Source organism: Mesorhizobium sp. M7A.F.Ca.ET.027.02.1.1 (genome assembly GCF_004022985.1).
Classification (GTDB): Bacteria; Pseudomonadota; Alphaproteobacteria; order Rhizobiales; family Rhizobiaceae; genus Mesorhizobium.
In genome coordinates this window covers 1-13,472 of sequence record NZ_RZOL01000155.1, presented here as the reverse complement: position 1 = coordinate 13,472, position 13,472 = coordinate 1, and the positions used below count along the sequence as shown (strand labels likewise).

Genomic DNA, 13,472 nt, shown 5'->3' with positions numbered 1-13,472 from the left:
CGAACATCACCTTCAGCCCGAGCTTGGTGACATGCTTCCTGACGATCTGGGCATAGGCGTCGGGCAGCGGCGGCGGGTTGTTGTCGATGCGGTAGGGAATGCCGAGCCCGCCGCCGACATCGATATGCTCGATGGCATGGCCGTCCGCCCGCAGCGCGCCGACGAGATCGACAAGCAGGGCGAAGGCATCGTCGAAGGGCTGCAGCTCGGTGATCTGGCTGCCGATATGGGTATCGATGCCGGTGATCCTGATGCCGGGAAGCTTTGCCGCGCGGGCATAAACCTGCCGCGCCCGCTGCCACGGGATGCCGAACTTGTTCTCGGCCTTGCCGGTGGAGATCTTCTTGTGGGTCTTGGCGTCGACGTCGGGATTGATGCGCAGCGAGATCGACGCCACCTTGCCAAGGGCGGTGGCTCGCGCCGACAACAGCTCGAGTTCAGGCTCGGATTCGACGTTGAAGCAAAGGATGCCGGCAGCAAGGGCAAAGTCCATTTCGCGCGCGGTCTTGCCGACGCCCGAAAACAGGATCTTGCCGGCCGGAATGCCGGCGGCGAGCGCCCGGCGCAATTCACCTTCCGAAACCACGTCGGCGCCGGCGCCGAGCTTGGCCAGCGTCCGCAGGACGGCCTGGTTGGAATTGGCCTTCATGGCGTAGCAGACCAGCGCGTCCAGCCCTGCAAAGGACTGGGCAAACACCCGGTAGTGCCTGGTCAGGGTCGCCGTCGAATAGCAGTAGAATGGCGTGCCGATCTGTGCGGCGATGTCGGGGATCGCCACGTCCTCGGCATGGAGCACGCCGTCGCGGTAGTCGAAATGGTTCACGAGAGTGGTTCCGGAAGTTGGGGCGCGATGAGATCGGGTTGAAAGGCCCGGCTCTCGTCGGCTCTAGATCAGCGGGTCGAGGATGAATTTCTTGTCCTTGACCGGTTTTTCCGGCTCCGGCGGCACGGGCTGGTGGGCCTTTGAGGCATCCTTGCGCGCCTGCACGGCCGCCTCATAGGGCGTGTCGAGAGCGCCCCTCCTGCCGCAGGCCGAAACGGCCGCGATCGCAACCAGCAGCGTCAGCGTCACCAAAATCCTGCTTCCGGTCATCGATCCATCCGTCCGAAACGTTTGTCAGCCGCCGCTTTTAGCCGAGTTCTCGGCGCATTGCACCCCGAGATATTGCCCGTCGCAATATCCGGGATATTACTGCTCGCAATATCCGGCATTACGCTTTCGCCAGTCGCTTTTTCCAGGCACGGATCTGCTTCCTCACTTCCGACGGCGCCGTGCCGCCGAAACTGGTGCGGCTCTTGACCGAGTTCTGCACCGCCAGCACCGAAAATATGTCGGCCGTGATGCCGGAATTGATCGACTGCAAATCCTCCAGTGAAAGCTTCTCCAGCCCCACCTTCCTGTCTTCGGCCAGCGCCACCGCCCGGCCGGTGACATGATGCGCCTCGCGGAACGGCAGGCCGAGCGTGCGCACCAGCCAGTCGGCAAGGTCGGTTGCTGTCGCGTGGCCGGAGCCGGCGGCCTTCTTCATTGCGGCAGCGTTGACCGTCATGTCCGAGACCATGCCGGTCATCGCCGCCAGCATCAGGTCGAGCGTCTCGGCGGCGTCGAACACCGATTCCTTGTCTTCCTGCATATCCTTGCCATAGGTCAAAGGCATGCCCTTCATCACCGTCAGCAGGCCGACCAGATGACCGGTGACGCGGCCGGTCTTGCCGCGCACCAGTTCGGCGGCATCGGGGTTCTTCTTCTGCGGCATGATGGAGGAGCCGGTGGAAAACGAGTCCGACAGCCTGACGAAGCCGAACTGCGGCGTCGACCAGATGATGATCTCTTCGGCCAGCCGTGACAGATGCGTGGCGCAGATCGCCGCCACGCCGAGGAACTCGAGCGCGAAATCGCGATCCGAGACGCTGTCGAGCGAATTGCGCATCGGCTCGCGGAAGCCGAGCGCCTTGGCGGTCCGGTGACGGTCGATCGGGAAGCTGGTGCCGGCGAGGGCCGCGGCACCGAGCGGGCTTTCATCCATCCGCTCGATCGCATCGCGCACGCGCGACAGGTCGCGCGAAAACATCTCGACATAGGCCATGCAGTGATGGCCGAAGGTCACCGGCTGGGCCGCCTGCATATGGGTAAAGCCCGGCATCACGGTCGCGGCATGCTCCTCGGCCCGCTCCAGCAGCGCCTCGATCAGCCCTTTCAACGCCTCGGCGACGCGAAAGCATTCATCCTTGACCCACAGCCGCAAATCGACCGCGACTTGATCATTGCGCGAGCGGGCGGTGTGCAGCCGGCCGGCCGCCGGGCCGATCAGATCGGCGAGGCGCGCCTCGATGTTCATGTGGATGTCTTCGAGCCGTGTCGAAAACTCGAAGCTGCCGGCCTCGATCTCTTTCAGGATCGTGTTCAGCCCGTCAGCGATTTTTTCTTGGTCGGCCGCCGAAATAATGCCCGTTTGCGCCAGCATCTCGCTATGGGCGATCGAGCCTTTGATGTCCTGCGCATAGAGTTTGCGGTCGAAGGAGATAGACGCGTTGATCGCTTCCATGATCGCGGCCGGACCCGAGGCAAAACGTCCGCCCCACATCTGGTTGCTGGTTTTCTTGTCGCTCATGGCTATAACCCGTGCTTCGGAGCAGTTTTGAGAAAATGGCAGACGGTAGTAGATTCTTCCCGGCCCCGCGCCTGATCCTCGCCGCCTTGGTGGCGGGCGCGCTGGCCGGCGCGGTCGCGGTATATGTCAGCGAGAGCCGGTCTGGCAACAATGCACCGGCACAAGCTGCCGTGGGTGACAGCAGGGACGACGTGACTTGCGCGGCCAAGAGCGACCGCGCCAAGAAAGTCGCGGCGTCGGCCACCGGTGAGGTTGCGGCACTTTTGCCGGCCGATCCGCCTCAATCCATGAAGAGCCTTGCCTTCAATGGTCCGGACGGCAAGCCGATGACGCTTGCCGATCATGCCGGCAAGACGGTGCTGCTCAATCTGTGGGCGACATGGTGCGCGCCGTGCCGTGCCGAAATGCCGGCGCTCGATGCGCTGCAGAAGGAAAAGGGCAGCGACTCCTTTGAAGTGGTCGCCGTCAACGTCGATGCCGGCGACGATGTGAAGCCGAAGAAGTTCCTCAGCGATACCGGCGTCGCGACGCTCGGCTATTACCGGGATTCGACGATGACGCTGTTCAACGACCTCAAGAAGCGCGGCTTGGCGCTAGGCCTTCCCGTCACCATGCTGATCGACGGCGAGGGCTGCCTGATCGCCCACATGAACGGCCCGGCCGAATGGTCGGGGCCGGACGCCAGGCGGCTGGTCGAGACGGCACTCAAGCCCGAGAGCCTGTAGTCTAGCGTGTGGCTAGCGCGGGTGCGGGCGCGAAGGCCAGAACGCTTCTGTCGCGCAGGCTGGCGGGTTTGCTGCCGACAGCGGGTGCGACGACGCCGGTCAGATCGCCGAATTCCTCGATGAGAGCCGGCTTGCCGATATAGTAGCCCTGGCCGATCTCGCAGGCTTCGGCGTCCAGGAACTTCAGTTCGCCGAGCGTCTCGACACCCTCCGCCAGAACCGGCAGGCCGAGCCCGCGTCCAAGTCCCAGGACGGCGCGCACGATCGCCGCGACCTGGCCGTTCTTGTCGACGGACTTGATGAATGAGCCATCGATCTTGATCTTGTCGAAGGGAAAGGCGCGAAGGTTGGAGAGCGAGGAATAGCCGGTTCCAAAATCGTCCATGGCGACGCGCACGCCTAGCGCCTTGACCTGCCGCAAGGTGGCCAATGCCCGCGGCATGTCCTTGACAAGCGCCGTCTCGGTGATCTCAAGCTCGAGCCTGCCGGGCGCCAGGCCGGAATTCAGCAAGGTTTCGTGGACCTCGCGGCTGAAATTCGTGTTGTGGAGCTGCACCGCCGAAACGTTGACGGCCACCGTCAGCGGATTTTCCCAGCGGGCGGCTTCCTCGCAGGCGGCCGTCAGCACCCATTCGCCAATCTGGCCAATGGCGCCGCTGTCTTCGGCGACCGGGATGAATATGCTCGGCGAGACGTCGCCGCGCGTCGGATGCCGCCAGCGGACCAGGGCTTCGAAGCCGACCATCTTTCCGCTGCTGATCTCTTTCTGCGGCTGGTAGACGAGGTAGAACTCCTGGCGTGCGACCGCCTGGCGCAGTTCGTGCTCCATCACGCGCTTGTCGCGGGCCTCGGCCCCCATCGAAGCTTCGAAATAGCGGTAGGTGTCCTTGCCTTCGGTCTTGGCCCGGTAGAGCGCCGTATCGGCGTGGCTTATCAGGCTGGCCTGGTTTTCGGCATCCGATGGATACAGCGCAATGCCGATGCTTGCCGACACAAGGCCGCCGCCGACAGAAAGCCGGTTTTCCTCGCGCATGGCGGTCAGCACGGTGTTGGCGATACGGCCCGCCTCCAACGGGTCGGTCAGGTTCGGCGCGATGATGGCGAACTCATCGCCGCCCAGCCGCGCCACCATCTGTCCTTGGCGAAGAATGCCGGTAACGCAGTGCGCAACCTTCTGCAGCATGGCGTCGCCCGCGCCGTGCCCATACAGGTCGTTGACCTCCTTGAACCGGTCGAGATCGAGCAGCAGAAGCGCAAGCTGGCCGCCTTTCCTGGTCCGGCCCATCGCAGCAATTTCCGTCTCCAGCCGGCCGGAAAAGCTGCGGCGATTGGCCAGTCCGGTCAATGGATCGAAATGGGCAAGCCGCAGGATCTCCTGTTCCGCCTTCTTGCGCTCGCGAATGTCGCGGACCGCAACCACGTTGTGAGGCTTGCCACAATAGTCGATGCTCCTGGCGATCAGCTCGACAGGAATGCTCGTGCCATCGCGGCCGCTCAATTCGGCCTCCTGCGGCTGTTCGCCGAAGCCCGACATATCGGATCCGAAGAGATCGCCAAGCTGCATTCCGTTCAGCGTCGCTGTTGCGATGCCCGTCAATGTCGCCATGCTGTCATTGGCACTGATGATGCGGTGGCCGTCGCAGACGATCAGCCCCTCCACGGCGGCATTGGCCAGACCGTGCATGCGGTCTACCTCGAGCTTCTGGCGACGGAAGCGCAAATCGATCCACAGCGCCGATGCCGACAGAACCAGGATCACCAGTGTGGCGGCGGCGGCCGCAAAAGCCTGCGAGGTCGGCTCGATCGTGTATTCGGATATGACGATCGAGGGATCGGGGAAGATCGAGACGGCACCCATACCGATGAAATGCAAGGTGCAGATCGCCAGCGTCAGCAGCACCGCGCCGCCGGATGTCGCCTTCAAGGAGGGACGGCGCTGCACGACACGCAGCGCCAGCGCCGCGAGCGTTACGCCGGCCAGAAGGGAAATGGCGACAAGCAACAGGTTCCACTCGATGCGGCCCTGAACCTCGAACGCCGCCATACCGATGTAGTGCATGGCCGCGATACCGCCGCCCAGCACGGCGCCGCCGACGAGATGATAGTCGAACTCATTCCGCAAGGTGGCGATCCACATGCCGGCTGCCGTCAGAGTGACCGAAGCAGCGAGCGAAAGCACGGAAAGTGCGGGATCGTAAGCACTGGGTATGCCCGGTGTGAATGCGAGCATGGCGATGAAGTGCGTTGCCCAGATGCCGAAGCCGGTCGAAGTGGCCGCGATCATCAGCCAGGCAAGCCGGTTCCGATCGGTGGAGCGGCTTATGTGATGAAGCAGGTTGACGGCAGAGAAACAGGAAATTCCGCAGATCAGCGCGGCGAGTGCGACCAGTCTCAGATCGTGTTCGTTGACGATACAATTGTAGACCGTCAGCATTTTATTTCACCTGATCTTTGGAAATAAACAGGGCAGCAGGATTGAGTAGCGCTTTGCCGTTGAGGGATCGATAAAGTCGCCTGCAACCTTGGCGTGTCTCTTCGGGTTGCAGCGGCTGCAATCAAGGCTGCCACCCCGAAAGCTAGCTTGGCAGTTCCGACGGCAGTTCCTGGCGCTCGTCGTCTCGCTAAGCCGGCTAGCCGTGTGGCTTTCCATGCGTCCAAGCGGAGGCGAGGGTGGCGTTGGGTAAAGGGCGAAGTTCGTCGATCTGCAACAAAACCGTTGTCTGATTGTCACGAGCGACACATATTGCCTTTGCGGGAGTGCCCCCTTTCGCCAATGACAAACGGGAGATGAAACATGAAGTCCTTCGGCTTCGCGGCCGGTGTTGCCGCTACCTTTATGATGCTTTCCTCAACCTCCGCTTTTGCTGTCACGCAGATCAGTTGGTGGCACGCCATGACTGGCGCCAATGCCGAAGTTGTCGACAAGATCTCCAAAGATTTCAATGCCAGCCAGAGCGACTATGAACTTGTTCCGGTGTTCAAAGGCACGTATCCCGAGACGCTGAATGCCGGCATCGCCGCCTACCGTGCCGGCCAGGCGCCCGACATTATGCAGGTGTTCGACGTCGGCACCGGCGTGATGATGGCAGCCGAAGGCGCAATCAAGCCGGCAGCCGATGTGTTGACCAGCGCTGGAATGACCTTCGACAAGAGCCAGTATCTGCCAGGCATAGTCGGCTATTATTCGAAGCCGGACGGCACCATGCTCTCCTTCCCCTACAACTCCTCCTCGCCGATCCTTTATTACAACAAGGATATCTTCAAGAAGGCTGGTCTCGACGTCGACAGCCCGCCCAAGACCTGGAACGAGGTGTGGGAAGATGCCAAGAAGATCAAGGCGAGCGGCGCGGCCGCCTGCGGCTACACCTCGACCTGGCTGACCTGGATCCATCTGGAGAATTTCGCGGCCTGGAATGACGTGTCATGGGCCACCCAGCAGAACGGTCTGGCCGGCGGCGATGTCGAGCTCAAGATCAATGCGCCGATTTTCGTCAACCACTTCCAGGCGCTGGCGGACCTCGCCAAGGACGGCACTTTCAAATATGGCGGCCGCACCTCCGAAGCCAAGCAGATCTTCCTCGCCGGCGAATGCGGGATCATGACCGAATCCTCCGGCGGCCTTGGCGATATCGTCAAGTCCGGCATGAATTACGGCATCGGCCAATTGCCCTATGACAGCGACGCCAAGGGCGCACCGCAGAACACGACGCCGGGTGGCGCCAGCCTGTGGGTTTTCGCTGATAAATCCGACGAGGAATACAAGGGCGTCGCGGCCTTCTTCGCCTACCTGTCGAAGACCGAGGTGCAAGAATACCTGCACCAGAAGTCGGGTTATCTGCCGGTAACGCTTGCCGCCTATGAAGCGACCAAGAAGTCCGGTTTCTATGACAAGAACGTCGGTCGCGAGACCCCGATCCTGCAGATGACGGGTAAGGCGCCAACCGACAATTCCAAGGGCGTACGTCTGCCGAACCTGCCGCAGGTGCGCGATATCCAGAACGAGGAGTTCGAAAAGATGCTCGCCGGCCAGCAAACCGCGCAGCAGGCGCTCGACAATGCGGTTACGCGTGGCAATGCGGCGATCAAGGAAGCGCTGGGGAATTAGAGCGAGCGCAGGTCCTTGCTCTACGGCGCATCCACCTGTCCTGCCAGGCATCTCCCCTCGGCGAGGGGAGTTTTGCCGTCGCTTGCGATTTCGCCAACGGTCGATGAAGCCCAATCCGAAACGCTCATCAAAGCCATCTTGGCGAAGAGGGATGCCACATCGTGCCGCCCGCCTCATCACCTCGGAGTGGCTCCATGACCCCTCGCGTCGTGTTTCCCAACAAGATCCTTCCCTACCTGCTGGTGGCGCCGCAACTGGCCATCACGCTCGTGTTTTTCTACTGGCCGGCCGGTCAGGCGTTCTACCAATCCATGCTCAGGCAGGATCCGTTCGGACTGAGGACCAAGTTCGTCTGGTTCGCCAATTTCAGGAAAGTGCTTGCCGATCCGGCCTACCTGAACTCGATCAAGGTCACGGTGGTGTTTTCCCTTGCGACCGCCATCGTTGCCATGTGCGTGGCGCTCTTGCTCGCGGTCATGGCAGAGAAGGTGGTGCGCGGCAAAGGTCTCTACCGCACGCTCTTGATCTGGCCCTACGCGGTGGCGCCGGCGATCGCCGGTATGCTGTGGCTGTTCCTCTTCAACCCGTCGATCGGGTCGCTGGCCTACATGCTGAGAAGTTTCGGCATCGCCTGGGATCCACTGCTCAACGGCACCCACGCCATGATCCTGCTGGTGTCCGCCGCTGCCTGGAAGCAGATCAGCTACAATTTCCTGTTCTTCGTCGCCGGCCTGCAGGCGGTGCCGAAAGCCTTGATCGAGGCGGCGGCCATGGACGGCGCCGGCGAGACCAAGCGATTCTGGACCATCGTCTTCCCGCTGCTTGCGCCGACGACCTTCTTCCTGCTGGTCGTCAACACCGTCTATGCCCTGTTCGACACGTTCGGCATCGTCCATGCCGTCACCGGGGGCGGTCCGGGCAAGACGACTGAAACGCTGGTCTACAAGGTCTACAATGACGGCTTCGTCAATCTGATCCTCGGTGACTCGGCGGCGCAGTCGGTCATCCTGATGGTCATCGTCATCTCGCTCACGGCCATCCAGTTCCGCTATGTGGAACGCAAAGTCCATTACGGCTGAGGGCGAGCGATGATCGGCCAGTCACCGCTCCGCACCGTCATCGCCCACGCCGTGCTGATCCTCGGCATATTGATCGTTGCTTTCCCGATCTACTACACGTTCGTTGCCTCGACGCAGACGCTGCAAACGATCCTCAGGCCGCCATTGCCGCTCCTGCCCGGCGATCAGTTCTGGAACAATTACACCGAAGCGCTGTTCGGCGGTGTCGGCCGTATCGGCGGCGTCAGCGTCGGCAGGCTGCTGCTCAACACGACGATCATGGCGCTCGGCATCGCGGTGGGAAAGATCTTCATCTCGATCCTGTCGGCCTACGCGATCGTATTTTTCCGCTTTCCGCTGCGCATGACCTTCTTCTGGCTGATCTTCGTCACCTTGATGCTTCCCGTCGAGGTGCGCATCCTGCCGACCTACAAGGTGATGGTCGATCTCGGCATGATCGACACCTATGCCGGCCTGATTATCCCGCTGATCGCCTCCGCCACCGCCACATTGCTGTTTCGACAGTTTTTCATGACCATTCCAGGTGAACTGGTGGAGGCGGCGCGTGTTGATGGTGCGGGGCCGTGGCGCTTCTTCTTCGATATCCTGTTGCCGCTGTCGCGGACAAACATCGCGGCGCTGTTCGTCATCCTCTTCATTTATGGCTGGACACAGTATCTGTGGCCGTTGCTCGTCACCAACAGCAGCAACATGAACACGATCGTTATCGCGTTGAGAAAGATGGTCTCCTTCGCCGATGCCGACACGCAATGGCACCTGGTCATGGTCACAGCGATGCTGGCCATCGTGCCACCGATCCTGGTCGTGGTGCTGATGCAGCGCTGGTTCGTTCGCGGCCTGGTCGATTCCGAAAAGTGAGAAGCTGATGGCGACCGTCGATCTGAAGGATGTGAAGAAGGTCTACCCCAGCGGTTTCGAGGCCGTGAAGGGCGTTTCAATCGCAGTTCCCGACAGGCAGCTTTGCGTGCTGGTCGGCCCATCGGGCTGCGGCAAGTCCACGCTGCTCAGGATGATCGCCGGGCTCGAAACCATCTCCTCGGGAACAGTTGCGATCGACGGCAAGATCGTAAACTCAATCGGTCCGACCGAGCGGGACATCGCCATGGTGTTCCAGAACTATGCGCTCTATCCGCATATGAAAGTCTACGACAACATGGCCTATGGGCTGCGCAACCGCGGCACGCCGAAAGATGAGATCGACAGCCGGGTCCGCGCGACGGCGAAAATACTCGAACTTTCGGCGCTGCTCGACCGCCGCCCGCGCGAGCTTTCCGGCGGCCAGCGCCAGCGTGTCGCCATGGGTCGTGCCATTGTGCGCAACCCGAGGGTTTTCCTGTTCGACGAGCCGCTCTCCAATCTCGATGCCAAATTGCGTGGCCAGATGCGCGTCGAGATAAAGAACCTGCAACGCTCGCTTGGCGTCACGTCGGTCTATGTCACGCATGACCAGCTCGAGGCGATGACGTTGGCCGACATCCTCGTCGTCATGAACGGCGGACTGGTCGAGCAAATGGGGGCGCCGCTCGACATCTATGAAAGGCCGGCCTCGACCTTCGTCGCTTCCTTCATTGGCGCGCCGCCGATGAATCTCCTGGCACTGACCGAAAGCGCCTCGGGCGCGGTGCTCGCAGACGGCACGGCGATCGCTTTCGCACCTCGGGAGGCAAGAGCTGCGACCCTCGGTTTTCGGCCCGAGGATGCCGACGTCACCTTCAATGCGGAAGCGCCGCCCGGCGCCCTCGTCCTGCCGGCGCTGGTCGAGGCAGTCGAACCGGTAGGCGCCGAAAGTTTCCTTCACTGTGCGGCAGGCGGCAACCGTATCGTCGTGCGTGTCGCGGGTCGCGCCACCGCCACGGTTGGCAACCAATTGCGCGTGGTTGCCAAGGCAGAAAAGCTGCACTGGTTCGATCAGACAGGAAAGCGCGTCGGCTAATCCAAAAGATATGCCCAGAGCGTTTCACCGTTTCACGGAAACGGCGAGCTGCTCTAACTCTTTGTTTTGACGCAATTCCAGACGGAAAACCGCTTCACAGTTTCCTAGAATTGCTCCAGCATACGGTGTTCAGGCGAAGACATGCGCCTTTCCCGATACGGTCAGCCGGACGATCTCGCCGACCGCCGGCGCGTCCATGCCCGGTTTGCGCAGGACCAGCGGCGTGTTGCCGATCGCGGCCGCATCGGGCGGATCGGCATTGTTCAAGAGCCGCACCGCGACCGTGCACATCGAGCCGGCGAATTCGGATTCCGTCACTTCGCCGAACAGCATGTCCGAGGTGCCGGACATGCCCTCGCGCGACGTTCTCTTCAGCGCGATCTGCTCCGGGCGAAGCATGATACGGGCGATATCGCGGCTGTCATTGGTGTCGACCGCGATGCGGCCGAGGGGCGAGTTGGCGAATCCATCCGATATCTTGGCCGGCAGGATGATGGCGTCGCCAAGGAATTCGGCGATCATCCTGTCCTTCGGCTTGAGATAGAGCTCGCGCGGCGTGCCGATCTGCGAGAACTTGCCGTCGCGCATCACCGCGACCTGGCTGGCGAAGGACAGCGCCTCGGCCTGGTCGTGCGTCACCAGGATGGTAGTGATGCCGGCAGCTTCCAGAAGCTCGGCCACCGCCTTGCGCATCGAGGCGCGCAGGCCGGTATCGAGTGCCGAGAACGGCTCGTCGAGCAGCATCAGCCGGGGCTTCATCGCCATGGCGCGAGCCAGCGCCACGCGCTGCTGCTGGCCGCCGGAGAGCTCGTGCGGGCGGCGCTTGAGGATCGCCTTGTCCAGCCCGACGATATAGGCGAGCTCGACGATGCGCTCGGTGCGCTTGTCCTCGCCGCGACCCATGCCGAAACCGATATTGTCGCCAATGGTCAGATGCGGAAACAGGGCGCCATCCTGCGCCACCACGCCGATGCCTCGCCGATATGCCGGCACCGCAGCGCCGCCATTGGCCAATATCGTACCGTCGAGCGTGATGTGCCCCTGGTCCGGCGCCTCGAAGCCGGCAATCAGCCGCAGCAGGGTCGTCTTGCCGCAGCCGGAAGGACCGACAATCGCCGTGCGGCTGCCGCTGGCGACGTTCAGGTCGACGCCGGCAAGGGCGGCCACCGGGCCGTACTGCTTGTGCAGGCCGCCGATTTCGAGAAAGCTCATCGTCCGGCCATCCGTTTCGACTGGACATAGAGCAGCCAGGTCAAGGGCAGCGACATCGCCACCATGATGAAGGCGTAAGGTGCCGCGGAGGCATAATCAATCTCGCCGCTGTAGGACCAGAACGCCATCGCCAGCGTGCGGGTGCCGTTCGGCGCCAGCATCTGGGTGGCAGTCAGTTCGTTCATGATGCCGAGCGCCACCAGCGCCATGCCGGCCGCGGCACCCGGCGCCGACAGGCGGATCGTCGTCGACCACAGCGCCTGCAGCGGCGGGCGGCCGAGGCTGGAAGCGGCGCGTTCGAGCTCGACCGGTGCCTGCGCGATAGATGCCCGCAAGCTGACCAGCGCGCGTGGCAGGAACATCAGCGCATAGGCCACCAGGATGGTGAACAGGGTCTGGTAGAGCGGCAGCGCGATGCGCACCGTGATGGTGACCAGCGCCAGCGCTATGACAACCCCCGGCAACGAGCCGACAATGTAGTTGCAGCCCTCCAGCAGGCGCTGCAATGGCCCCGGGGCGCGGATCGAGATCCAGGCCATCGGCATGGCGGCGACGGTGGCGAGCAAGGCGCCGGCGAGCGCCAGGAACAGCGTCTGCCCAAGCGCCAGGCCGATCTCGTCCAGGCGCCAGACAGCGGCGCCGCCGGCGACAAGCCAGCCGCCGATGGTGACGAACGGCACGCCGAGCGCCAAAAGCGTGGTGACGACAAGCAAGAGCAGGCTCGGAATGGTGGCGCGCCCGAGGCTTGCGCGTTGCTGATGGCGCGCCGCACCCGAGCCGACGCGGGCATAGCGCTCCTCGCCGCGCACCAGCACTTCGAGGCCGAGCAGCACGAAGCAGCAGCTGACCAGCACGCCGGCCAGCATGTTGGCGGCCGGTCCATTGAAGGTCGATTGGAACTGGTCGACGATCGCCGTGGTGAAGGTGTCGAAGCGGATGAAGACATAGAGGCCGTACTCGGCCAGCAGATGCAGGCCGACCAGCAGTGAGCCGCCGCAGATGGCGAGCCGCAATTGCGGCAGCACGACCCGCCAGAACACGCGTCGGGGTCCAAGGCCGAGTGCGGCGGCGGCGTCCTCGAGGGCGGGATCGAGACGGCGCAATGCCGCCGACACCGGCAGATACAGGAACGGGAAATAGGCGATAACGGAAACCAGCACGCCGGCCCACAGGCCGTGCAGTCCCGGCACCATGGTGATCCAGGCGTAGCTGTGGACGAAGGCGGGGATGGCGAGCGGCGCCACGCACAGCCAGGACCAGATCCGGTCGCCCGGCAGGTCGCTGCGCTCGGTCAGCCAGGCCAGCGCAACCGACAGCACGATGGTGATCGGCACCGAGAGCGCGACCAGCAGGACAGTGTTGACCAGAAGCTCGCCGACACGCGGCCGGAAGACCAGCGCCGAGACGGTTTCCCAGCCGGTCTGCACCGCGATCCAGATGATGAAGGCGAGCGGCACCAGCGCCAGCAGCGCAACGAAGATGGCGGCGAGGACCAGCCACAGCGGTGCGCGTCGCCGGGCCCTTCGGCCTGTGCCCGAAGGCAGGCCCGAACGCGCGAGATCGACCGCGGACTGCATCAGGTCAGACGCCGTGCCGTTGCCGTCCAGCGGCAGCAATTGAAGGACCGCGATCGCGGTCGGGAACACAGCGTGTCGTCATCGACGAATGCCATCTCGAAAAACAAAATCACTCCCGCGGAAGGCGAATTCCCGCGGGAGCGTGGTCGGGTGTCCTTTTAGGACGAATGGCAACTAAAGCAAGCCGGCTGCCGTCATCAGGTCGGTGACCTTCTTCGAGTTCAGCGTC

Annotated in this window: 11 protein-coding genes; 5 read left to right on the top strand and 6 right to left on the bottom strand. The window is 62.9% G+C overall.

Annotated features, from left to right (window positions below; translation table 11 throughout):
• The 3 genes from EN749_RS18070 to argH all read right to left on the bottom strand — a co-directional run.
• Positions 1–823: diaminopimelate decarboxylase (locus EN749_RS18070; RefSeq protein WP_145990938.1), on the bottom strand; the 823-nt coding region annotated here is incomplete at its 3' end.
• Positions 824–886: 63 nt separating this feature from the next.
• A complete protein-coding gene (locus EN749_RS18065; protein ID WP_023811112.1) occupies positions 887–1,093 on the bottom strand; it encodes a lipoprotein in 207 nt (68 codons plus the stop codon).
• Positions 1,094–1,211: 118 nt separating this feature from the next.
• On the bottom strand, positions 1,212–2,612 hold the full coding sequence (gene argH / locus EN749_RS18060) for an argininosuccinate lyase (protein WP_127408624.1): 1,401 nt from the start codon (positions 2,610–2,612) through the stop codon (positions 1,212–1,214).
• 35 nt (positions 2,613–2,647) lie between these two features.
• On the opposite strand from argH, the gene EN749_RS18055 reads away from it, so the two are divergent.
• Complete coding sequence (locus EN749_RS18055) at positions 2,648–3,337, top strand: TlpA disulfide reductase family protein (protein WP_127395970.1); 690 nt, start codon at positions 2,648–2,650, stop codon at positions 3,335–3,337.
• 1 nt (position 3,338) lies between these two features.
• On the opposite strand, the gene EN749_RS18050 is transcribed toward EN749_RS18055, so the two are convergent.
• A complete protein-coding gene (locus EN749_RS18050; RefSeq protein WP_127395971.1) occupies positions 3,339–5,771 on the bottom strand; it encodes an EAL domain-containing protein in 2,433 nt (810 codons plus the stop codon).
• Between the two features lie 360 nt (positions 5,772–6,131).
• Here EN749_RS18050 and ugpB point away from each other — a divergent pair, with 360 nt between their 5' ends.
• The 4 genes from ugpB (at position 6,132) to EN749_RS18030 (ending at position 10,454) form a co-directional block, all read left to right on the top strand.
• Positions 6,132–7,442, top strand: coding sequence for a sn-glycerol-3-phosphate ABC transporter substrate-binding protein UgpB (gene ugpB / locus EN749_RS18045; RefSeq protein WP_127395972.1), 1,311 nt, complete (start codon positions 6,132–6,134; stop codon positions 7,440–7,442).
• 194 nt (positions 7,443–7,636) lie between these two features.
• On the top strand, positions 7,637–8,521 hold the full coding sequence (ugpA, locus tag EN749_RS18040; protein ID WP_023811118.1) for a sn-glycerol-3-phosphate ABC transporter permease UgpA: 885 nt from the start codon (positions 7,637–7,639) through the stop codon (positions 8,519–8,521).
• Between the two features lie 9 nt (positions 8,522–8,530).
• A complete protein-coding gene (ugpE, locus tag EN749_RS18035) occupies positions 8,531–9,379 on the top strand; it encodes a sn-glycerol-3-phosphate ABC transporter permease UgpE (RefSeq protein ID WP_127809205.1) in 849 nt (282 codons plus the stop codon).
• 7 nt (positions 9,380–9,386) lie between these two features.
• Positions 9,387–10,454: a sn-glycerol-3-phosphate import ATP-binding protein UgpC gene (locus EN749_RS18030; RefSeq protein WP_127809206.1), complete on the top strand. Its 1,068-nt coding sequence runs from the start codon at positions 9,387–9,389 to the stop codon at positions 10,452–10,454.
• A 129-nt stretch (positions 10,455–10,583) separates the two neighbouring features.
• Here EN749_RS18030 and EN749_RS18025 read toward each other — a convergent pair whose 3' ends face one another.
• Positions 10,584–11,666, bottom strand: coding sequence for an ABC transporter ATP-binding protein (locus tag EN749_RS18025; RefSeq protein ID WP_127268506.1), 1,083 nt, complete (start codon positions 11,664–11,666; stop codon positions 10,584–10,586).
• Entirely contained in the window at positions 11,663–13,243 is a 1,581-nt protein-coding gene (locus tag EN749_RS18020) for an iron ABC transporter permease (protein ID WP_164873943.1), read from the bottom strand. Before EN749_RS18020 ends, EN749_RS18025 begins: the two co-directional genes overlap by 4 nt.
• Positions 13,244–13,472: the final 229 nt, after the last annotated feature.

What these genes read in the sequence shown, in the direction of transcription:
- ugpA (WP_023811118.1), top strand. Translation starts at nt 7,637, where the DNA reads ATGACCCCTCGCGTCGTGTTTCCCAACAAGATCCTTCCCTACCTGCTG.
- EN749_RS18055 (WP_127395970.1), top strand. Translation starts at nt 2,648, where the DNA reads ATGGCAGACGGTAGTAGATTCTTCCCGGCCCCGCGCCTGATCCTCGCC.
- EN749_RS18020 (WP_164873943.1), bottom strand. Translation starts at nt 13,243, where the DNA reads ATGCAGTCCGCGGTCGATCTCGCGCGTTCGGGCCTGCCTTCGGGCACA.
- argH (WP_127408624.1), bottom strand. Translation starts at nt 2,612, where the DNA reads ATGAGCGACAAGAAAACCAGCAACCAGATGTGGGGCGGACGTTTTGCC.
- EN749_RS18050 (WP_127395971.1), bottom strand. Translation starts at nt 5,771, where the DNA reads ATGCTGACGGTCTACAATTGTATCGTCAACGAACACGATCTGAGACTG.
- ugpB (WP_127395972.1), top strand. Translation starts at nt 6,132, where the DNA reads ATGAAGTCCTTCGGCTTCGCGGCCGGTGTTGCCGCTACCTTTATGATG.
- EN749_RS18025 (WP_127268506.1), bottom strand. Translation starts at nt 11,666, where the DNA reads ATGAGCTTTCTCGAAATCGGCGGCCTGCACAAGCAGTACGGCCCGGTG.
- ugpE (WP_127809205.1), top strand. Translation starts at nt 8,531, where the DNA reads ATGATCGGCCAGTCACCGCTCCGCACCGTCATCGCCCACGCCGTGCTG.
- EN749_RS18065 (WP_023811112.1), bottom strand. Translation starts at nt 1,093, where the DNA reads ATGACCGGAAGCAGGATTTTGGTGACGCTGACGCTGCTGGTTGCGATC.
- EN749_RS18030 (WP_127809206.1), top strand. Translation starts at nt 9,387, where the DNA reads ATGGCGACCGTCGATCTGAAGGATGTGAAGAAGGTCTACCCCAGCGGT.